This window comes from Mycolicibacterium neworleansense (genome assembly GCF_001245615.1).
GTDB lineage: Bacteria > Actinomycetota > Actinomycetes > Mycobacteriales > Mycobacteriaceae > Mycobacterium > Mycobacterium neworleansense.
The window spans coordinates 1,584,719-1,605,779 of sequence record NZ_CWKH01000001.1 but is presented as its reverse complement, the minus strand read 5'-3'; the positions used below and the strand labels follow the sequence as shown (position 1 = coordinate 1,605,779).

At 67.1% G+C, this 21,061-nt stretch carries 18 protein-coding genes; 15 read left to right on the top strand and 3 right to left on the bottom strand.

Translation table 11 applies throughout. From position 1 onward, the window contains the following. The first annotated feature begins 2 nt into the window (after positions 1-2). From BN2156_RS07475 to pyrF, 9 genes are all read left to right on the top strand, one after another. Complete coding sequence (locus BN2156_RS07475; protein WP_090511943.1) at positions 3-1,610, top strand: flavin-containing monooxygenase; 1,608 nt, start codon at positions 3-5, stop codon at positions 1,608-1,610. Between the two features lie 54 nt (positions 1,611-1,664). Continuing rightward, positions 1,665-3,011 carry an MFS transporter gene (locus tag BN2156_RS07470; RefSeq protein WP_090511941.1) on the top strand — a complete coding sequence of 449 codons (1,347 nt, stop codon included), beginning with the start codon at positions 1,665-1,667 and terminating at the stop codon, positions 3,009-3,011. 101 nt (positions 3,012-3,112) lie between these two features. Continuing rightward, positions 3,113-3,670 carry a bifunctional pyr operon transcriptional regulator/uracil phosphoribosyltransferase PyrR gene (gene pyrR / locus BN2156_RS07465; RefSeq protein ID WP_090511939.1) on the top strand — a complete coding sequence of 186 codons (558 nt, stop codon included), beginning with the start codon at positions 3,113-3,115 and terminating at the stop codon, positions 3,668-3,670. Then, complete coding sequence (locus BN2156_RS07460) at positions 3,667-4,623, top strand: aspartate carbamoyltransferase catalytic subunit (protein WP_090511937.1); 957 nt, start codon at positions 3,667-3,669, stop codon at positions 4,621-4,623. Before pyrR ends, BN2156_RS07460 begins: the two co-directional genes overlap by 4 nt. After that, positions 4,620-5,945 carry a dihydroorotase gene (locus BN2156_RS07455; protein ID WP_090511934.1) on the top strand — a complete coding sequence of 442 codons (1,326 nt, stop codon included), beginning with the start codon at positions 4,620-4,622 and terminating at the stop codon, positions 5,943-5,945. Before BN2156_RS07460 ends, BN2156_RS07455 begins: the two co-directional genes overlap by 4 nt. Further along, on the top strand, positions 5,942-6,442 hold the full coding sequence (locus BN2156_RS07450; protein WP_090511933.1) for a PH-like domain-containing protein: 501 nt from the start codon (positions 5,942-5,944) through the stop codon (positions 6,440-6,442). Before BN2156_RS07455 ends, BN2156_RS07450 begins: the two co-directional genes overlap by 4 nt. Then, the gene (gene carA, locus BN2156_RS07445; protein WP_090511930.1) at positions 6,439-7,575 is read left to right on the top strand and encodes a glutamine-hydrolyzing carbamoyl-phosphate synthase small subunit; all 1,137 of its coding nucleotides are present in this window, start codon (positions 6,439-6,441) and stop codon (positions 7,573-7,575) included. Before BN2156_RS07450 ends, carA begins: the two co-directional genes overlap by 4 nt. Then, positions 7,576-10,929, top strand: coding sequence for a carbamoyl-phosphate synthase large subunit (gene carB / locus BN2156_RS07440; RefSeq protein ID WP_090511928.1), 3,354 nt, complete (start codon positions 7,576-7,578; stop codon positions 10,927-10,929). A 2-nt stretch (positions 10,930-10,931) separates the two neighbouring features. Then, the gene (gene pyrF / locus BN2156_RS07435; RefSeq protein ID WP_090511925.1) at positions 10,932-11,744 is read left to right on the top strand and encodes an orotidine-5'-phosphate decarboxylase; all 813 of its coding nucleotides are present in this window, start codon (positions 10,932-10,934) and stop codon (positions 11,742-11,744) included. A 180-nt stretch (positions 11,745-11,924) separates the two neighbouring features. On the opposite strand, the gene BN2156_RS31065 is transcribed toward pyrF, so the two are convergent. After that, positions 11,925-12,461 (bottom strand): hypothetical protein, encoded by a 537-nt coding sequence (locus BN2156_RS31065; RefSeq protein WP_220096215.1) that lies wholly within the window; start codon positions 12,459-12,461, stop codon positions 11,925-11,927. A gap of 499 nt (positions 12,462-12,960) precedes the next feature. On the opposite strand from BN2156_RS31065, the gene mihF reads away from it, so the two are divergent. From mihF to metK, 5 genes are all read left to right on the top strand, one after another. Next, complete coding sequence (gene mihF, locus BN2156_RS07425; protein WP_003880790.1) at positions 12,961-13,275, top strand: integration host factor, actinobacterial type; 315 nt, start codon at positions 12,961-12,963, stop codon at positions 13,273-13,275. A gap of 11 nt (positions 13,276-13,286) precedes the next feature. After that, a complete protein-coding gene (gene gmk / locus BN2156_RS07420) occupies positions 13,287-13,880 on the top strand; it encodes a guanylate kinase (RefSeq protein WP_090511920.1) in 594 nt (197 codons plus the stop codon). A gap of 92 nt (positions 13,881-13,972) precedes the next feature. Beyond that, positions 13,973-14,299, top strand: coding sequence for a DNA-directed RNA polymerase subunit omega (rpoZ, locus tag BN2156_RS07415; RefSeq protein WP_036444461.1), 327 nt, complete (start codon positions 13,973-13,975; stop codon positions 14,297-14,299). A 19-nt stretch (positions 14,300-14,318) separates the two neighbouring features. After that, positions 14,319-15,566 (top strand): bifunctional phosphopantothenoylcysteine decarboxylase/phosphopantothenate--cysteine ligase CoaBC, encoded by a 1,248-nt coding sequence (gene coaBC / locus BN2156_RS07410; protein WP_090511918.1) that lies wholly within the window; start codon positions 14,319-14,321, stop codon positions 15,564-15,566. Between the two features lie 143 nt (positions 15,567-15,709). Next, positions 15,710-16,909 carry a methionine adenosyltransferase gene (gene metK / locus BN2156_RS07405; RefSeq protein ID WP_090511915.1) on the top strand — a complete coding sequence of 400 codons (1,200 nt, stop codon included), beginning with the start codon at positions 15,710-15,712 and terminating at the stop codon, positions 16,907-16,909. A gap of 134 nt (positions 16,910-17,043) precedes the next feature. Here metK and BN2156_RS07400 read toward each other — a convergent pair whose 3' ends face one another. Continuing rightward, complete coding sequence (locus BN2156_RS07400; protein WP_090511913.1) at positions 17,044-18,516, bottom strand: flavin-containing monooxygenase; 1,473 nt, start codon at positions 18,514-18,516, stop codon at positions 17,044-17,046. After that, on the bottom strand, positions 18,516-19,895 hold the full coding sequence (locus tag BN2156_RS07395; protein WP_090511909.1) for a cytochrome P450: 1,380 nt from the start codon (positions 19,893-19,895) through the stop codon (positions 18,516-18,518). Before BN2156_RS07395 ends, BN2156_RS07400 begins: the two co-directional genes overlap by 1 nt. A 90-nt stretch (positions 19,896-19,985) precedes the next feature. Here BN2156_RS07395 and BN2156_RS07390 point away from each other — a divergent pair, with 90 nt between their 5' ends. After that, the gene (locus BN2156_RS07390; RefSeq protein ID WP_090511907.1) at positions 19,986-21,053 is read left to right on the top strand and encodes an AraC family transcriptional regulator; all 1,068 of its coding nucleotides are present in this window, start codon (positions 19,986-19,988) and stop codon (positions 21,051-21,053) included. Positions 21,054-21,061: the final 8 nt, after the last annotated feature.

Genomic DNA, 21,061 nt, shown 5'->3' with positions numbered 1-21,061 from the left:
CGATGGCAGACCATGACGTGATCATCATCGGCGCCGGATTCGCCGGTCTCTACCAGCTGTACAAGTTGCGCGAGCTCGGATTCGAGGCGCGCATCCTGGAGGCGGGCCCGGAGGTCGGCGGGACCTGGTACTGGAACCGATATCCCGGTGCCCGCTGCGATATCGAGTCGATCGAGTACTCCTACTCGTTCGACCCGGAGTTGCAGCAGTCGTGGAACTGGACCGAGCGGTACGCCGCCCAGCCGGAGCTGTTGGCCTATGCCAGACATGTCGCCGACCGCTACGACCTCCGTCGTGACATCAGCTTCGACACCCGCGTTGTCGCCATGGAGTTCGATGACGCCGCAACCGAGTGGACCGTCACGACCGAAGCCGGCACCCGGACCACCGCGAGTTTTGTGATCGCGGCGACCGGATGTCTGTCCAAACCGCTGGTGCCGTCATTCGACGGGCAGGACGACTTCGCCGGTGACATCCTCTGGACATGGGACTGGCCCGCCGCAGGAGCGGACCTGCAGGGCAAACGGGTCGCTGTCGTCGGCACGGGATCTTCTGGCGTGCAGACGATCACCGCCATCGCACCGGTGGTCGGGACGCTGACGGTGTTCCAGCGCACACCGCCGTATGCCGTCCCGGCGCAGAACCGTCCGATCGCTGCAGAACTCGCCGACGTCAAACAGCACTACCCACACTTCCGGGAGATCAGCCGGACGTCGCGGGGCGGCGCGCAATGCGGCGACGGCGCCGGCCTGCCGCCGTTCTTCGGCGACCTGGACAGCGACGCCACCCGTGCCGAGCTCACCCGGCGCTGGGACGACGGCGGGCTCTGCTTCCAGCAGTCGTTCTACGACCTGCTGCTGGATCCGGAGGCCAACGAGACCGCCGCCGAATACGTGCGGGACCGGATCCGGCAGAAGGTCACCGATCCGCAGCTCGCCGAAAAGCTCACGCCGCGCAGCTATCCGATCGCGGCGAAGCGGCTGTGTGTCGACACCGGGTATTACGAGGTCTACAACCGGGACAACGTGACGCTGGTCGACCTCAACGCGGAGCCGCTCCACCGGATCACCGAACGGGGCATCCTCGCCGGTGACACCGAGCACGAACTCGACGTCATCGTGCTGGCCACCGGATTCGACGCGATGACCGGGGCGCTGAATGCGATCGACATCCGGGCGACCGACGAGAACGGCGTCACCCGCACCCTGCGGGAGAAATGGGCGGCCGGTCCGCGGACCTATCTCGGGTTGATGTCGGCGGGGTTCCCGAACCTGTTCACCGTCACCGGGCCGCAGAGTCCCTCGGTGCTGTCCAACATGCTCACCTCGATCGAGTACCACGTCGAGTGGATCAGCACGGCGCTGGTACACCTGCGTGAGCACGGTCTGAACCGCATGGAAGCCGACGGCGAGGCCGAGGACAACTGGGTGAACATCACCAACGACACGGCCGATCTCACGCTGCTGCCGCAAGCCGCCTCCTGGTACATGGGCGCCAATGTGCCCGGTAAGCGGCGGGTGTTCCTGCCGTTCGTCGCCGGTGTCGGCGTCTACAAACAGATCGGTGACGGGGTGGCCGTGGCGGGTTATCACGGATTCGAGATGGCCTGAACCCGCGGGTGGGTGATACTTCTCGGGCGAAGATCGTGGCGTGAGAAGAGGCAGATGACCCAGCAGGACCAGATCGACGGCGAGCCGAGCTCCGTCGCGACTCCCGAGGCCAACCCCATGAAGCGGGTGGCGTTCGCCAGCTTCGTCGGCACCGCGATCGAGTTCTACGACTTCTACATCTACGGCACCGCCGCGGCCCTGATCTTCCCCCACGTGTTCTTCCCGAACATGGGCCCGACGATGGCGACGATCTCGTCGCTGGCCACGTTCGCGGTCGCCTTCCTGTCCCGACCGATCGGCGCCGCGGTATTCGGGCATTTCGGAGATCGCTTGGGCCGCAAGAAAACCCTGATCGCGACGCTGTTGATCATGGGACTGTCGACGGTGTGCGTCGGGCTGGTGCCCAGCGCGGCGACGATCGGCATCGCCGCACCGATCATCCTGCTGATCCTGCGGCTGCTGCAGGGCTTCGCCGTCGGCGGGGAGTGGGCCGGATCGGCGCTGCTGAGCGCCGAGTACGCGCCCGTCGGGAAGCGCGGCATGTACGGGATGTTCACCCAACTGGGTGCCGGCGCCGGGCTGGCCGTGAGCAATCTCGTGGTCTTCACCGTCAGCGTGACCATCGGCGAGAAGAGCGCGGTGTTCCTGGAATGGGCCTGGCGGTTGCCGTTCCTGTTCAGCGCGGTGCTGCTGGTCGTGGCGCTGTATGTGCGGCTGAGCATCGACGAGACGCCGGTGTTCGCCCGGGAGCAGGTGACCGGCGGCGTGCCCAAGGCGCCGTTGAGCGAACTGTTCCGCACCCAGACCCGGCAGGTGGCGCTTGCGGCGGGCTGCATGGTCGGCATCTTCACCATGAGCTTCCTGGGCGGCACCTATCTGATGAGCTACGCCAGCACCCGCATCGGGCATCCGCGCAGCCTGATCCTCGGGGTCGGTGTGCTCGCCGGAATCTCCCTGATGATCTTCTCCGCGATCTCGGCGGTGCTGTGCGACCGGTACGGCCGCCGACGGGTCATCCTTGCCGGGTTCGCCCTCGCCCTGCCGTGGGCATTCGTGGTGATGCCACTGATCGACTCCGGTTCACCGGTGGGCTTCGCGGTGGCGATCGCCGGCATCTTCTGCATCTTCGGCCTGTCCTACGGGCCCATCGGGTCCTTCCTGCCTGAGATCTTCGCCACCCGCTACCGCTACACCGGCGCTGGTCTCTCGTTCAATCTGGCCGGCATCGTGGGCGGGGCGATTCCGCCACTGGTCGCCGGAGTCCTGGTGGCCACGCTGGGAAGCTGGGCCGTCGGGGCGATGATGGCGGTTTTCGTGGTCGTCAGCATCATCTCGACGGTGCTGCTGCCCGAGACAAAGGGAACCGAACTGGACGCCGTTCTGAGCGACTCCGCGAGGTGACCGTGGCGGGCTCCAGGTTTGCGGCCTGCTAAGCTACCCCGCAGTTCGACGTCCTTTAACGATCCGTCCAGAGAGGCGGAGAAGGAGGTCAGGGTCAGCTCATGGGCTCTTCAGGTACCGACCGGGAATTGTTGTCTGCGGCGGACGTCGGCCGCACCATTTCCCGGATCGCACATCAGATCATCGAGAAGACCGCTCTCGACGATCCCGCCGAACGCGAGCGGGTCGTTCTCCTCGGCATCCCCACTCGCGGCGTGACGCTGGCCACGCGCCTGGCCGCCAAGATCGACGAGTTCGCCGATGTGGCGTTGCCCGTCGGGGCGCTGGACATCACGCTCTACCGCGATGACCTCAACTTCAAGCCGCCGCGGCCCCTGGCGACCACGTCGATCCCGCCCGGTGGCATCGACGACGCCGTGGTGATCCTCGTCGACGACGTCCTGTACTCGGGGCGGTCGGTGCGCTCGGCGCTGGACGCGCTGCGCGACATCGGCCGGCCGCGGGTGGTGCAGCTGGCGGTGCTGGTCGACCGTGGCCACCGGGAGCTGCCGATCCGGGCCGATTACGTCGGCAAGAACGTGCCGACCTCGCGCACCGAGAGTGTCCATGTGCTGCTGTCCGAGGATGATGACCGTGATGGGGTGGTGATCTCGAAGTGACGACACGTCATCTCTTGTCGGCAGCGGATCTGAGCCGGGATGACGCGACGGCGATCCTCGACGACGCGGACCGGTTCCGCGAGGCGCTGCTGGGCCGTGAGGTCAAGAAGCTGCCCACGTTGCGCGGCCGCACCATCATCACCATGTTCTACGAGAACTCCACCAGGACCCGAGTGTCGTTCGAGGTCGCGGGTAAGTGGATGAGCGCCGACGTGATCAACGTCAGCTCGTCGGGATCCTCGGTGGCCAAGGGGGAGTCGCTGCGCGATACCGCGCTGACCCTGCGCGCCGCCGGCGCCGACGCCCTGATCATCCGCCACCCCGCTTCCGGTGCGGCACAACAACTCGCGGAGTGGACCGCCGAGGACGGCGGCGCCGGCCCCAGCGTGATCAACGCCGGCGACGGGACCCATGAGCATCCGACCCAGGCCCTGCTCGACGCCCTGACCATCCGTCAGCGGCTCGGTTCCATCGAGGGCAAGCGCGTGGTGATCGTCGGCGACGTGCTGCACAGCCGGGTGGCCCGGTCGAACGTGTCGCTGCTGGCCACCCTGGGCGCCGAGGTGGTGCTGGTGGCGCCACCGACGCTGTTGCCCGTCGGGGTGTCCGGATGGCCGGTCACGGTGTCGCACGATCTGGACGCCGAGCTGCCCGCCGCCGACGCGGTGCTGATGCTGCGGGTCCAGGCCGAGCGGATGAACGGTGCGTTCTTCCCGTCCGCCCGCGAGTACTCGGTGCGTTACGGACTCTCGGAGAAGCGCCAGGCCATGCTGCCGGGTAACGCCGTGGTGCTGCACCCCGGGCCGATGCTGCGCGGCATGGAGATCGCGTTTCCGGTCGCCGATTCATCGCAATCGGCTGTTCTGCAACAGGTTTCAAACGGAGTCCACGTGCGGATGGCGGTGCTGTTCCATCTGCTGGTGGGCGCGGATCGGGAGGCGATCAGCGTATGACGACACACATCGCAGGCTCGAATCCGCCGGTCCTCATCCGCGGGGTACGCCTCTACGGCGAGGGCGACGCAGTCGACGTGCTGGTCGCCGACGGACAGATCGCCGAGATCGGTTCCGCGCTCAAGGCTCCCGAGGGCGCCGAGGTGATCGACGCCACCGGCCAGGTGATGCTGCCCGGTTTCGTCGACCTGCACACGCATCTCCGCGAGCCGGGCCGCGAATACGCCGAGGACATCGAAACCGGTTCAGCAGCAGCCGCTCTGGGTGGCTACACCGCGGTGTTCGCGATGGCCAACACCGACCCCGTCGCCGACTCCGTGGTGATCACCGATCACGTGTGGAACCGCGGCCAGCAGGTGGGCCTGGTCGATGTGCACCCGGTCGGCGCGGTCACCGTCGGCCTGGAAGGCAAGCAGCTCACCGAGATGGGCCTGATGGCCGACGGTGTCGGCCAGGTGCGGATGTTCTCCGATGACGGGCTGTGCGTGCACGATCCGCTGGTGATGCGGCGGGCCCTGGAATACGCCACCGGACTCGGGGTGCTCATCGCCCAGCACGCCGAAGAGCCGCGCCTGACCGTCGGCGCCGTTGCCCACGAAGGGCCCAACGCGGCCAAGCTCGGTCTGGCGGGCTGGCCGCGCTCGGCAGAAGAGTCGATCGTCGCCCGTGACGCGATCCTGGCCCGCGATGCCGGGGCGCGAGTACACATCTGCCACGCCTCCACTGCCGGAACCGTGGAACTGCTGAAATGGGCCAAGGCGCAGGGTATTTCGATCACTGCCGAGGTCACTCCGCACCACCTGCTGCTCGACGACACCCGGCTGGCCAGCTACGACGGTCGCAACCGGGTCAACCCGCCGCTGCGGGAATCCAGTGATGCCGAGGCGCTGCGCCAGGCCCTGGCCGACGGGGTCATCGACTGCGTGGCCACCGACCACGCACCACACGCCGACCACGAGAAGTGCTGCGAATTCTCGGTGGCCCGGCCGGGCATGCTCGGTCTGCAGACCGCGCTGTCGGTGGTGGCCGAGACCATGGTGCGGCCCGGCCTGCTGACCTGGCGCGGTGTCGCCAAAGTGATGAGCGAGGCCCCCGCCGCCATCGTCGGGCTGCCCGATCAGGGCCGGCCGCTGGCAGTGGGGGAGCCGGCCAACCTCACGGTGATCGATCCCGACGCGACCTGGACGGTGGAAGGCGACGAGCTGGCCAGCCGCTCGGACAACACGCCTTTCGAATCGATGACGCTGCCCGCGACGGTGACCGTGACCCTGCTGCGCGGCAAGATCACCGCGCTCGACGGCAAGTCGGGATCGACACGGTGAACACTCCCACGCTGATCGCGTCACTGGTGCTGGCGGCCGTGCTGGCCGTGCTGATCGCCTTCCTGATCCGCCAGATGATGCGGGGCTGGTTGCACCGCGCACAACGCCAGGCTCAGCTGATCGGCACGTTGCCGTCGCTGCCCGACACCGTCGGCGCGGCGACGATCCCGGCCACCAAGGGGATGTATGTCGGCACCACGCTGGTGCCGCACTGGAACGACAAGGTCGCCGCGGGCGACCTGGGCTTTCGCACCAAGGCGGTGCTGACCCGCTATCCCGAGGGAATCATGATGCAGCGCAGCGGCGCCGGGCCCATCTGGATTCCCGCCGAATCGATCACCGCGGTCAGAACCGAACGCGGAATCGCAGGCAAGGCACTGACTTACGACGGAATTCTGGCCATCAGATGGCGGCTGCCCTCGGGCACCGAGATCGACACCGGGTTCCGCGCCGACAATCGCGCAGAGTACGACCGCTGGCTGGAGGAAGAGGCATGACGAGTAACAAGAGCAACGAAAAGGCGGTCCTGGTACTCGAGGACGGGCGCGTCTTCACCGGTACGACGTTCGGGGCGGTCGGCCAGACCCTCGGTGAGGCGGTGTTCTCCACCGGCATGTCGGGGTACCAGGAAACGCTCACCGACCCGAGCTACCACGGCCAGATCGTGGTCGCCACGGCACCGCAGATCGGTAACACCGGCTGGAACACCGAGGACGGCGAAAGCCGCGGCGACAAGATCTGGGTGGCCGGCTACGCCGTGCGTGATCCCTCGCCGCGCGCGTCGAACTGGCGCGCCAGCGGAACCCTCGACGACGAGCTGATCCGGCAGGGCATCGTGGGCATCGCCGGGATCGACACCCGGGCGGTGGTGCGCCACCTGCGTACGCGCGGGTCGATGAAGGCCGGAGTGTTCTCCGGTGCCGCCTTGGCCCCGGTCGACGAGCTGGTGGCCCGTGTTCTCGACCAGCCCTCGATGCTGGGTGCGGACCTGGCCGGCCAGGTCACCACCGAGAGCTCCTACATCGTGGAACCCGAAGGCGGCCACCGGTTCACGGTTGCCGCGGTTGATCTCGGTATCAAGACCAACACCCCGCGCAACTTCGCCCGTCGCGGCATCCGCAGCCACGTGCTGCCGTCGTCGGTGACCTTCGATCAGATCGCCGATCTCAAACCGGACGGGGTGTTCCTGTCCAACGGTCCCGGTGACCCGGCCACCGCCGATCACATCGTCGCGGTGACCCGCGAGGTGCTCGGCGCCGGAATCCCGTTGTTCGGCATCTGCTTCGGCAACCAGATCCTGGGCCGGGCGCTGGGCCGGTCCACCTACAAGATGGTGTTCGGCCACCGCGGCATCAACATTCCGGTGATCGACCACATCACCGGGCGGGTTGCGATCACCGCCCAGAACCACGGCTTCGCATTAGAAGGAGAGAAGGGCGAGGTTTTCGATACCCCGTTCGGCTCAGCCGAGGTCAGCCACACCTGCGCCAACGACGGTGTGGTGGAGGGCATCCGGCTGGCTGACGGCCGGGCGTTCTCAGTCCAGTACCACCCCGAGGCCGCGGCCGGACCACACGACGCGGAATACCTGTTCGACCAGTTCGTCGACCTGATGGCAGGAGAGAAGTAGATGCCACGTCGCTCTGACCTCAACCACGTGCTGGTGATCGGGTCCGGCCCGATCGTCATCGGCCAAGCCTGCGAATTCGACTATTCGGGCACCCAGGCCTGCCGGGTGCTGCGTTCCGAGGGCATCCAGGTCAGCCTGGTCAACTCGAACCCGGCGACCATCATGACCGACCCCGAGTACGCCGACAACACCTACGTCGAGCCGATCACCTGGGAGTTCGTCGAAAAGGTCATCGTCCAACAGGCCGAGCGCGGCAACAAGATCGACGCCGTGCTGGCCACCCTCGGCGGGCAGACCGCGCTGAACACCGCGGTGGCCCTGCACGAGAACGGCGTGCTGGAGCGCTACGGCGTCGAGCTGATCGGCGCAGACTTCGAAGCCATCCAGCGCGGCGAGGACCGGCAGAAGTTCAAGGACATCGTCGCCAAGGTCGGCGGTGAATCCGCCCGCAGCCGCGTGTGTTACACCATGGACGAGGTCCGTGAGACGGTCGCCGACTTGGGACTGCCCGTCGTCGTCCGCCCGTCCTTCACCATGGGTGGGCTGGGATCCGGCATGGCGTACTCGGCCGAGGACGTCGAGCGGATGGCCGGCGATGGCTTGGCCGCCTCGCCTTCGGCCAACGTGCTGATCGAGGAATCCATCTACGGATGGAAGGAATTCGAGCTTGAGCTGATGCGCGACAGCCGCGACAACGTCGTGGTGGTCTGCTCGATCGAGAACTTCGACCCGATGGGCGTGCACACCGGCGACTCGGTGACCGTGGCACCGGCGATGACGCTGACCGACCGCGAATACCAGAAGATGCGCGATCTGGGCATCGCGATCCTGCGTGAGGTCGGCGTCGACACCGGTGGCTGCAACATCCAGTTCGCGATCGACCCGCGCGATGGCCGGCTGATCGTCATCGAGATGAACCCGCGCGTGTCGCGGTCCTCGGCGTTGGCGTCGAAGGCCACCGGCTTCCCGATCGCCAAGATCGCGGCAAAGCTGGCCATCGGCTACACCCTCGACGAGATCCTCAACGACATCACCAAAGAAACCCCGGCCTGCTTCGAGCCCACACTGGACTACGTCGTGGTCAAGGCCCCGCGGTTCGCGTTCGAGAAGTTCCCCGGCGCCGACGCCACCCTGACCACCACGATGAAGTCGGTTGGTGAGGCGATGTCGTTGGGCCGCAACTTCATCGAGGCCCTCGGCAAGGTCATGCGCTCCCTGGAGACCAGCCGGGCCGGGTTCTGGACGGGCCCGGACCCTGATGTGACGGTCGAGCAGCTGCTGACCGGCCTGCGCACGCCGGTGGACGGCAGGCTCTACGACATCGAGCACGCGCTGCGCCTGGGCGCCAGCGTCGAGCAGGTGGCCGAGGCCTCCGGCGTCGACCCGTGGTTCGTCGAGCAGATCGCCGGTCTGGTCGCGCTGCGCGTCGAGCTGCTGGAAGCGCCGGTGCTCGATGCCGAACTGCTGCGGCGGGGGAAGAACAGCGGGCTCTCCGATCGCCAGATCGCCGCGCTGCGACCGGAACTGGCCGGCGAGTCGGGCGTGCGCGCGCTGCGCCGCCGGCTCGGAATTCACCCGGTGTACAAGACCGTCGACACCTGCGCGGCCGAGTTCGACGCCAAGACGCCGTATCACTACAGCAGCTACGAACTCGACCCCGCTGCCGAGACCGAGGTCGCCCCGCAGACCGAGAAGCCCAAGGTGCTGATCCTGGGTTCCGGTCCGAACCGGATCGGTCAGGGCATCGAATTCGATTACAGCTGCGTGCATGCCGCGACGACGCTGAGTGCTGTCGGGTTCGAAACGGTGATGGTCAACTGCAACCCCGAGACGGTGTCCACCGATTACGACACCGCCGACCGGTTGTACTTCGAACCCCTCACGTTCGAGGACGTGCTGGAGGTCTACTACGCCGAGGACGCCTCGGGTAAGGGCGAGGACGGGTCCGGCCCCGGCGTCGTCGGTGTGATCGTGCAACTCGGCGGCCAGACGCCGCTGGGCCTGGCCAAGCGCCTGGAAGAGGCCGGGGTCCCGATCGTGGGCACCGGACCTGACGCCATCGACCTGGCCGAGGACCGTGGGCTTTTCGGCGAGGTCCTGGTCAACGCGGGCCTGCCCGCGCCCCGCTTCGGCACCGCCACCAGCTTTGAGCAGGCCCGGCGGATCGCCTCCGACATCGGCTATCCCGTGCTGGTGCGTCCCTCCTATGTCCTGGGTGGCCGCGGCATGGAGATCGTGTACGACGAGGCGACCCTGGAGGGCTACATCGCCCGCGCCACCCAGCTGTCACCCGAGCACCCGGTGCTGGTCGACCGATTCCTGGAAGACGCGATCGAGATCGACGTCGACGCGCTGTGCGACGGCAACGAGGTCTACATCGGCGGGATCATGGAGCACATCGAGGAGGCCGGAATCCACTCCGGTGACTCGGCCTGCGCGCTGCCCCCGGTGACCCTGGGCCGCAGCGACATCGAATCGGTGCGCCGGGCCACCGAGGCCATCGCCCACGGCATCGGCGTGGTCGGCCTGCTCAACGTCCAGTACGCGCTCAAGGACGACGTGCTCTACGTGCTGGAGGCCAACCCGCGCGCCAGCCGTACGGTGCCGTTCGTCTCCAAGGCCACCGCGGTGCCGCTGGCCAAGGCCTGTGCCCGGGTGATGCTGGGTGCCACCATCGCCGAGCTGCGGGCCGAAGGTCTGCTGAACAAGAACAGCGACGGGGCCACCATCGCCCGCAACGCCCCGGTGGCGGTCAAGGAAGCGGTGCTGCCGTTCCACCGGTTCCGCCGGGCGGACGGCGCCCAGGTCGACTCGCTGCTCGGACCGGAGATGAAGTCGACCGGCGAGGTGATGGGCATCGACCACGACTTCGGTACCGCCTTCGCCAAGAGCCAGACCGCGGCCTACGGATCGCTGCCGGCCTCGGGCACCGTCTTCGTGTCGGTGGCCAACCGCGACAAGCGCTCGCTGGTGTTCCCGGTCAAGCGGCTGGCGGATCTCGGATTCCGGGTGCTGGCCACCGAGGGCACCGCAGAGATGCTGCGCCGCAACGGGATTCCCTGCGATGAGGTGCGTAAGCACTCCGAGCAACCCAGTGGTGGCGGCGACCGTCCGTCCGCGGTCGACGTGATCAAGGCCGGCGAGGTCGACATGGTCATCAACACGCCGTACGGAAACTCCGGGCCGCGGGTGGACGGATACGAGATCCGATCGGCCGCCGTGTCGATGAACATTCCGTGCGTGACGACGGTGCAGGGCGCCTCGGCCGCGGTTCAGGGCATCGAGGCCGGCATTCGGGGCGATATCGGCGTGATGTCACTGCAGGAACTGCACAGCGAGCTGGAATCGCACTGACGATGGAGGCATTCGGGCAGCGGCTGGCCGGCGCGGTGTCGCGGCGGGGGCCGCTGTGTCCCGGTATCGACCCTCACCCGGAGTTGCTGAAGGCGTGGGGCCTTTCCACCGATGTCGACGGTCTGGCCGCGTTCAGTGACATCTGTGTGGCGGCCTTCGCCGATTTCGCGATGGTCAAGCCTCAGGTGGCCTTCTTCGAGGCCTATGGTTCGGCCGGTTTCGCGGTACTGGAGCGCACGATGGCGGCCTTGCGTGAGGCCGGGGTGTTGGTGCTCGCCGATGCCAAGCGCGGGGACATCGGTTCCACCATGGCCGCCTATGCCGCCGCCTGGGCTGGTGACTCACCGCTGGCGGCCGACGCCGTGACAGCCTCGCCGTATCTGGGCTTCGGGTCGTTGACGCCGCTGCTGGATGTCGCCGAGGCCCAGGGTCGTGGGGTGTTCGTGCTGGCCGCCACCTCGAACCCGGAGGGCGCGAGCGTCCAGCGCGCCATGGCCGGGTCACGCACCGTGGCGCAATCCGTCGTCGATGATGTGGCCGCGGTCAATCGCGCCTCGGGCGGCCGCATCGGCTCGGTGGGTGTGGTGGTCGGGGCGACGGTGACCGAACTGCCCGATCTCAGTGCGCTGGGCGGACCGGTGTTGGTACCCGGGGTGGGGGCCCAGGGCGGGCGTGCCGATGCGCTGGGGGGATTCGGTGGGGCCCATTTGGTGCTACCCACGGTGTCTCGTGAGGTGCTGCGGGCCGGCCCGGCGGTGTCCGATCTGCGGGCGGCGGCCGAACGGCTGCGCGACGAGGTCGCCTACCTGGCCTGACGGCGTCCGCGGTCTGTCGCGTGGGCCGTTGTGCGCGTGGGCCTGCGCCGTTTTCCACGTCTGGTTTGTGGTTGCCGCGCTATCGCGACCCGGGCATGGAAAGCCATGCCCGGGTCGCGATAGCGGTCGAGAAGAATCAGATCGCTGAGCTGACTGCCAGATCGATTGCGGCACAGCCGGTCACAGCGGAATCCAGATACCGAACAGCCAGAAGCCCCAGTTGTTGAACTGCGGGTTGAAGAACGGCGAAACCCAGTGCCCGTTGTAGTTGAACGGCTGGTGATCGAAGCGGCCCTGGTCGATTCCACGCCAGGCCAGGTCGGGCGGAGGTGGGGGAGGGTTGTCCCACGGGCCGCCGCCGGGCCCACCGGGTCCACCGGGACGGTCGGGTCCGCCCGGACCGCCCGGGCCACCCGGCCAGCCGTGGCCGTCAGGGCCTCCTGGGCCGCCGGGACGGTCGGGTCCACCCGGTCTGCCTGGTCCACCCGGCCCGCCGGGGTGTTCGGGCCCTCCTGGGCCTCCTGGGCCACCGGGACGGTCGGATCCGCCCGGCCCACCAGGGCCACCTGGTCCACCCGGTCCGCCCGGGCCCTGGCAGTTGCCGAAACCACACGGCTGCCCGGGTGCGGCGGTTGCCACGCCGGCTCCCGCCGCCAAAGTGGCGGTTCCGAGAGCGATGGCGGCGACAGAAGCGCAGGTCAGACGCTTGATGTTCATGTCCAGCTTCCCTTCGGGGGTCATGGATACCCGACCAGGGGAGGCTATTTAGCCAAGCTGTGTAATCGCTATGTGGCAATTAGGCGTCGGCTGGGCGCCGTCAAACGCACTCGCTTGACGTGCGCGTAACCGCCTCCGACACGCCCGACACGCCGTGACCAGCGAAAATTTTCTCGAATACCCGGCGGTAACCGGGTGCGGGGTCGTCCGAACCGGTGCCACATGCCTCAGTAGTTAGCTGTCGATCGCTCGAAAACCATTGACATGCAGGAATATCCGGCCAGAACCGGTGTCGCGGGCGATGCCAGACGGCGTTTTCGGGAGGAAACCGGCGGTCGCGTGCGCGCACTACACGCTGGGCTTTTGGCGTCGTAACCAGGGGGTGGCGTTCGCTTTCGTCAGCCAGCGTGGGTAGGTTCGTCGTCGCTGGCTGGTTTGCACTCCAGCCGTACAAAACAAGAGATGGCCGAAGAAGAATCGCCAGGAGACGGAGGAACCCGTGGCCCTTCCCCAGTTGACCGACGAACAGCGCGCGGCAGCGTTGGAGAAGGCTGCTGCCGCACGTCGAGCGCGAGCCGAGCTCAAAGATCGACTCAAGCGCGGCGGCACCAACCTCAAGCAGGTGCTCACCGACGCCGAGACCGATGAGGTCTTGGGCAAGATGAAGGTCTCCGCGCTGCTGGAGGCCCTGCCCAAGGTCGGCAAGGTCAAGGCGCAGGAAATCATGACCGAGCTGGAGATCGCCCCGACGCGCCGTCTGCGCGGCCTCGGTGATCGTCAGCGCAAGGCCCTCCTGGAGAAGTTCGACCAGTAGAGACGCCCGCATTGAGCGCTGGTAGAGGGGCCGGACAACACACAGCGACGGCTCCGGTCGTCGTGTTGTCCGGTCCCTCCGCTGTCGGGAAGTCCACCGTGGTCCGTTGTCTGCGGGAGCGGCTTCCCGACCTGTATTTCTCCGTCTCGGTCACGACCAGGGCACCGCGACCGGGCGAAGTCGACGGAGTCGACTACACATTCGTGTCCAAAGAGCGTTTCCAACAGCTCATCGATGACGGTGAGCTGCTGGAATGGGCTGAAATCCACGGCGGTCTGCAGCGCTCGGGGACGCCGGCCCAGCCGGTGCGTGAGGCCACCCGCGCCGGGCGCCCGGTGCTGATCGAGGTCGATCTGGCCGGGGCGCGCGCCGTCAAGCAGGCCATGCCAGAGGCGGTATCGGTGTTCCTGGCGCCGCCGAGCTGGGACGAACTGGTCAGCCGGCTGTCCGGCCGCGGGACCGAGACACCCGAGGTGATGGCCAGGCGATTGGAGACGGCGCGGGCCGAAATGGCCGCCCGATCCGACTTTGACCAGGTGGTGGTGAACCGCCAGTTGGATACCGCATGCGCGGAATTGGTATCCTTGCTGGTGCACAGCCGATGACTCACCGTGCCGGGACCGACGCGATCGGGTCCGCGAGCCACCAGCACGCTGTTCGCCAAACGTATTCGCCATAACCGCCAGGAGACTTTTTCGTGAGCACCCCGCACGCCGACGCGCAGCTGGCCGCTGCGGACGACTTGGGTATCGATTCGTCCGCCGCCAGCGCCTACGACACGCCGTTGGGCATCACCAACCCGCCCATCGACGAGTTGCTGGACCGCGCGTCGAGCAAGTACGCGCTGGTGATCTACGCCGCCAAGCGGGCGCGTCAGATCAACGACTACTACAACCAGCTGGGTGACGGCATTCTCGAGTACGTCGGTCCGCTGGTCGAGCCTGGTCTGCAGGAGAAGCCGCTGTCGATCGCGATGCGGGAGATCCACGAGGACCTGCTTGAGCACACCGAGGGCGGCGAGTAGCCAGGCCAGGGCCGGGCACGTGAGCGCGGGTAAGCGAATCGTCGTCGGTGTGGCCGGCGGCATTGCCGCCTACAAGGCGTGCACCCTGGTCCGTCAACTCACCGAGGCCGGACACTCGGTGCGCGTGTTGCCCACCGAGTCGGCCCTGCGGTTCATCGGCGCCGCCACGTTCGAAGCCCTGTCGGGCAATCCGGTGCACACCGGTGTCTTCACCGATGTCCACGAGGTACCGCACGTCCGGATCGGCCAGGAGGCCGATCTGGTCGTCGTCGCACCCGCCACCGCCGATCTGCTGGCCCGTGCGGTGGCCGGCCGGGCCGACGATCTGCTGACCGCGACGCTCTTGACGGCGCGATGTCCGGTGCTGTTCGCCCCGGCGATGCACACCGAGATGTGGTTCCACCCGGCCACCGTCGACAATGTGGCCACTTTGCGCCGCCGCGGCGCCGTGGTGCTGGAACCGGCGTCGGGACGGCTCACCGGGGCCGACAGCGGCGCGGGGCGGCTACCCGAGGCCGAGGAGATCGCCACCTTCGCGCAGCTCCTGCTTGAGCGTGGCGACGCCCTGCCCTACGACCTGGCCGGTGTCAAGGCGCTGGTGACGGCCGGCGGAACCCGCGAACCCCTCGATCCGGTCCGGTTCATCGGCAACCGCAGCTCCGGCAAGCAGGGATATGCCGTGGCCCGGGTCCTGGCCCAGCGCGGCGCCGACGTGACGCTCGTCGCGGGTAACACCGCGGGTCTGGTCGATCCGGCCGGCGTCGATGTCGTGCACATCGGTTCGGCCGCGCAACTGCGCGATGCGGTGTCCAAGTACGCCCCCGAGTCCAATGTTCTGGTGATGGCAGCGGCCGTCGCCGACTTCCGGCCCGCACAGGTGGCCACCAGCAAGATCAAGAAGGGCGGCGCCTCCGAGCCCAGCTCCATCGACCTCGTCCGCAATGACGATGTACTCGCCGGGGCGGTGCGGGCGCGCGCCGAGGGGCAGTTGCCGAACATGCGGGCCATCGTGGGCTTCGCGGCCGAGACCGGCGACGCGAACGGCGATGTGCTGTTTCACGCCAGGGCCAAACTCCAGCGCAAGGGCTGCGATCTGCTGGTGGTGAACGCGGTCGGGGACAACCGGGCGTTCGAGGTCGACAACAACGACGGCTGGTTGCTGAGTGCCGACGGCGCCGAGGTCGCGCTCGAGCACGGTTCGAAGACTCTGATGGCCACCCGTATCGTGGACGCGATTGCGGCATTTCTGGGCAAGCAGGACGGGTGATCCGACGTACGCATCAAGGTGCGGATAAGGGTTGCGCATCGGCGTCCGCTGCGCTTGGGTGCAACAGGGCCTAGATATCATTCGCCTAACTAAGTAGTTTTGAGACTGAGAACTTTTCAGATCGTCAAGGAAGGAAGCAGACCGTGAGCCAAGGTCGCCTGTTTACCAGTGAGTCGGTAACCGAAGGACACCCCGACAAGATCTGTGATGCGATCAGCGACTCGGTGCTCGACGCGCTGCTGGAGCAGGATCCGAAGTCGCGGGTCGCAGTCGAGACCCTGGTGACCACCGGCCAGGTGCATGTCGCCGGCGAGGTCACCACCTCGGCCTACGCCGACATCCCGAAGATCGTGCGCGACCGCATCCTGGAGATCGGCTACGACTCGTCGACCAAGGGTTTCGACGGTGCCTCGTGCGGCGTGAACATCGCGATCGGCGCGCAGTCGCCTGACATCGCCCAGGGCGTGGACACCGCCCACGAGGCGCGCGTCGAGGGTGCGGCCGATCCGCTGGACGCCCAGGGCGCCGGCGACCAGGGCCTGATGTTCGGCTACGCCATCGGCGACACCCCCGAGCTGATGCCGCTGCCCATCGCGCTGGCCCACCGGCTGTCGCGGCGGCTGACCGAGGTCCGCAAGAACGGCGTGCTGGACTACCTGCGCCCGGACGGCAAGACCCAGGTCACCATCCAGTACGACGGCCGGACCCCGGTGCGGCTGGACACCGTGGTGTTGTCCACCCAGCACGCCGACGGCATCGACCTCGACGCCACCCTGACCCCGGACATCCGCGAGAAGGTCGTCAACACGGTGCTGGCCGATCTCAACCACGAGACGCTGGACACCTCCGACTTCCGCCTGCTGGTCAACCCGACCGGCAAGTTCGTGCTCGGCGGGCCGATGGGTGACGCCGGCTTGACTGGCCGCAAGATCATCGTCGACACCTACGGCGGCTGGGCCCGCCACGGCGGCGGCGCCTTCTCCGGCAAGGACCCGTCAAAGGTGGACCGTTCGGCCGCGTACGCGATGCGCTGGGTGGCCAAGAACGTCGTCGCCGCCGGCCTGGCGGAGCGGGTCGAGGTCCAGGTGGCCTACGCGATCGGCAAGGCGGCCCCGGTCGGCCTGTTCGTCGAGACCTTCGGCACCGAGACCGTCGACCCGGCCCGCATCGAGAAGGCCATCAGCAGCGTGTTCGATCTGCGTCCCGGCGCGATCATCCGCGACCTGGACCTGCTGCGGCCGATCTACGCCCAGACCGCGGCCTACGGCCACTTCGGGCGCACCGACATCGAACTGCCCTGGGAGCAGCTCAACAAGGTCGACGACCTGAAGGCCTCGGTCTAGCTTTTCTTGCCAACAGCCCCCGATCGCTGATCGGGGGCTGTTGTGTTTCCCGGGCAGCATCGCCGCGAGATCAACGCCATGGTCGTGATCGCCGGGGCGGAGCGACCGTAGCGTTGTGGTGGGTGTTCCCGGTGTCAGGAACTGAACGCGTAATCCTCCAGCGGGAAGCGGCGGCTGCGCCAGTAGGCCTCCAAGGTGCTGGCCGGCCGCAATGGCACGTCCCCGTTGCGATCGAAGTAATAGCTGTTGGCCAGGTTGCAGCTGTCCTGCCAGAAGATCTGGCGGTGACGCTTACGCATCATCTCGGCGAAATACCGGTCGTTGGCCTCCGCGCGGACCTCGACGCGGCGGGCCGAGCGGCGGTTGGCCTGGGCGATGCAGCGCACCAGGTGGTGGGTCTGCGCCTCGATCAATGCGAAATACGAGGATCCGACGTAGCCGTACGGGCCCATCACTGAGAAGAAGTTCGCGAACCCGGGAACGCTGACACCCTCGTAGGCCTGCATTCGGTGCTCGTTCCAGAACTCGCTCAGTGACTGCCCGCCCGACCCCACGATCTCGAAGGTCAGTGCGTCGACGTCCATCACCTTGAAGCCGGTGGCCAGGATGAGCACGTCGACGTCGTGGCTCTCGCCATCGGTGGTCGCGACACCCGAACCGGTGATCTTGTCGATCGGTTCGGTGACCAGTCGCACGTTGTCCCGGTTGAATGTGGCCAGATAGGTGTTGTGGAAGCCGGGCCGCTTACATCCCACCGCATACCGCGGTGTGAGCTTGTCGCGGACTTCCGGATCGCGCACCTGTTGGCGGAGGTAGGCCCGCCCGGCTGCGCCGGCACGCTTGGCGAACGGGTTGATCGTGAAGTACTGCGCGGCCAGCGGGAACGTGAACTCCACGTAGGCCTGGCTGATCAGCCGGTGCAGGGTGCGGCCGCCGGGCAGTCGCATCAGCCGGCGTGCGATCGGCGGGATCGGCACGTCGAACTTCGGGAAGCACCAGATGGGGGTGCGCTGAAACACGGTGAGCTGCTTGACCTTCGACGCGATCTCGGGGATCACCTGCACGGCGGAGGCGCCGGTGCCGATGATCGCGACGCGTTTGCCCGCCAGATCCACGGTGTGGTCCCACCGGGCCGTGTGCACGGTGACCCCACCGAAGGAGTCGACGCCGTCGATCTCGGGGAGCTTCGGGATGGTCAGCACACCGCTGGCATTGACCAGGAACCGGGCCGTGAGCGTGTCTCCGGAGTCCAGCTCGAGTCGCCACAGGTCCTCGTCGTCGTCGAAGACCGCGCGGGTGACGGTGGTGTTGAACCGGATCCGGGGCCGCAGGCCGTATTTGTCGACGCAGTTGTCGGCATAGTTGCGCAGTTCGCTGCCGGGAGCGTAGGTACGCGACCATTGTCGTGACTGCTCGAAGGAGAACTGGTAGGAGAACGACGGAATATCCACGGCCACACCGGGATAGGTGTTCCAGAACCAGGTGCCGCCGGCTCCGTCGCCTGCTTCCAGGATCAGGTAGTCGTGCAGGCCGGCCTTGTCCATGGCGATGGCGGCGCCGATGCCGGAAAATCCGGCGCCGACGATGAGCGTGTGAAAGTCGGGCATCAAGCCACCTCCCGGCTGCGTCCGACCATGTGGACGCCGTGTTTGGGTCTCAATGTCAACGTAGCCTCCAACTCCACCGAGTAACCAGGGTCGAGGTCGAACACGAAGCGCTGGCTCATGATCGCGGCGAGCAGCACCATCTCCATCAGGGCGAAACTCTGTCCGATGCAGATCCGGCGTCCGCCGCCGAACGGCAGGTAGGCCGAACGTGGGCGATTCTTGGGTGTCTCGCCCAGGAATCGGTTGGGGTCGAAGGTTTCCGGGTCGGGCCACCATCGCTCGTCGTGGTGGATCTGGTGGATCGGGATGATGACGGTTGTACCGGGGCGGATGTGGTGGCCGCCGATGTCGTCGGGCTCGACGGCCTCGCGCGCGATGATCCACACCGCGGAGTAGAACCGCTGCGACTCCTGCAGGCATGCGGTGGTCCACGGCAACCGGGTCAGGTCGGCGGCCGTCGGACGGCGTGCCCCGACCACGTCATCCACCTCGGCCAGCATCCGGTCGCGGGCGTCGGGATGGAGTGCCATCAGGTACCAGAACCACGACATCGCGTTGGCAGTGGTCTCGTGCCCGGCGAGCATGAAGGTCAGCGCCTCGTCCCGGACGCGTTGGCGGGGCCAGCTCGCGTCGTCGGCGCCGAACAACACGTTGAGCAGGTCGGCCGACTCTGTGGGGTGGGCGATGCGATCGTCGAGCACGGTGTTCACCGCGGCATCCAGGGCCAGGGCGATCCGCTGGCCTTCGCGCAGCGGCGGAGGCAGGCGGATTCCGGAGAACGTGCTCGATGCCATCGCGTCGTAGAAGGGGCGGCGCAGCAAGCCCAACAGTCCGAGCCTGCCGAGCAGTTCGGTGCGCCGCAGACCCCGGGTCGTGAGATCTCGCATGCTGTGCACGATCGGGCCGAAGTCTTGGCTGAACAACGCATTGGAGACCACTCGCAGGGTGGTTTCCACCATGGCCGCGTGCATGTCGAACTGCACACCCTCACCCTGTTCGGTGAGCTCGTTCGTCGCCCGCTCGATCGGGTCGATCATAAGGTCGACGAGCGTGTTGAGATGACGGCGCGCGAAGGTCGGGTTCAGCGCGGCACGGTGGCCGGCCCAGGAGTCGCCTTCGTCCGTCAGGAGGTTGATGCCCGCCGCGGCCCGAATCGGCTCGTACTCGTTGGATTTGACGTAGCGAAGGAGCGCTCGGTGCAGAACGTGGTCGACGTAATCGGGATGTGCAATCGAAACGAAACGTCTTCCTGCACAACGGAACCGGGTGATATTGCGGCCCTGGGTCCGGGCCAGGAAGCCACCGTCGGTGCTGAATCCGACCGTGATGGCCTCGCGGGTCATCGTCCACGTGTTCAGTCGTGCCGCCGGCGCCGCCATGAATCCAGCGTATGAGTGACAGAACCGGCGAGGAATGGGACTATCGGACACAGAGTTGGGATTTTGGGACAGCGGCTGAGGGCGGATCCAATGGCCAAGTCAGGATCGATCTCACGATCAACGTGGTCGGCTGATGTCTGCCATCCGATACACGCCACCAGGGTGCTGTGCGAGGTGGCCGGAGAACGGGGCGTGGCAGCCAGGCAGGTCCTGGCCGGAACCGGGGTCAGCCCAGCGGATCTCGATGATCCCGACGGTGTGATCAGCGCTCACGACGAGATCCTGGCCGTTCGTCACCTGCAGGCCGAGTTACCCGACGGGCCCGGACTGGGTATCGACGTCGGGGGCCGGTCGGCCCTGACGCACATGGGTCTGTTCGGGTTCGCGGTCATGTCCTGCGCGACGCTGCGCGAACTGTTCAGTATCGGGATGCGTTACTTCGCGCTGACCACCCTGCAGATCGATCTGCAGTTGTTCGAGGGCGTCGAGGACTGCGTGCTGGAACTCAACGCAGGACACCTTCCCAGCGATGTCCAGCACTTCTTCATCGAACGGGACATCGCCGGAATCATCGCTACCACAGCCAGTTTCGCCTATCCGGTGGTAGCGCAGTACGCCGACCGGATATCGGCCGAAGTGTCGATCGACGAGGAAGTGCTCCAGCCGATCCTGACGTTGATGCCGTTGCCGAACGTGGAGTTCGGCCGTGCCCACTCCCGGTTGCACTTTCCCCGCGCCATGCTCGACGAGCCGCTGCCGCAAGCCGATCCCTACACCCTTGAGCTGTGTATCGCCCAGTGCGATGCGCTGATGCAGCGTTACGAGCACCGTCGCGGCATCACTGCCGTGGTGCGCAGCAAGCTCTTTCGCGATTCCGGGCAGTTCCCGGCCCTGCCCGAGGTGGCTGCCGAGCTCGACATGCATCCGCGCACGTTGCGACGGCGGTTGGCCGAGGAGGGCACGTCATTCCGTGCGCTGGTGAACGAGGCGCGGTCGGCGCTCGCCCGCGACCTGCTGTGCAACGTCGGGCTGACCGTCGATGAGGTGTCCCGCCGGCTCGGCTACACCGAGACCTCGACGTTCTGCCACGCCTTCAAACGCTGGCACGGCGTGGCGCCCAGTGCGTGGTCTCGGCCGCAAGGTGGCCGATCTCGATGACGAACAGC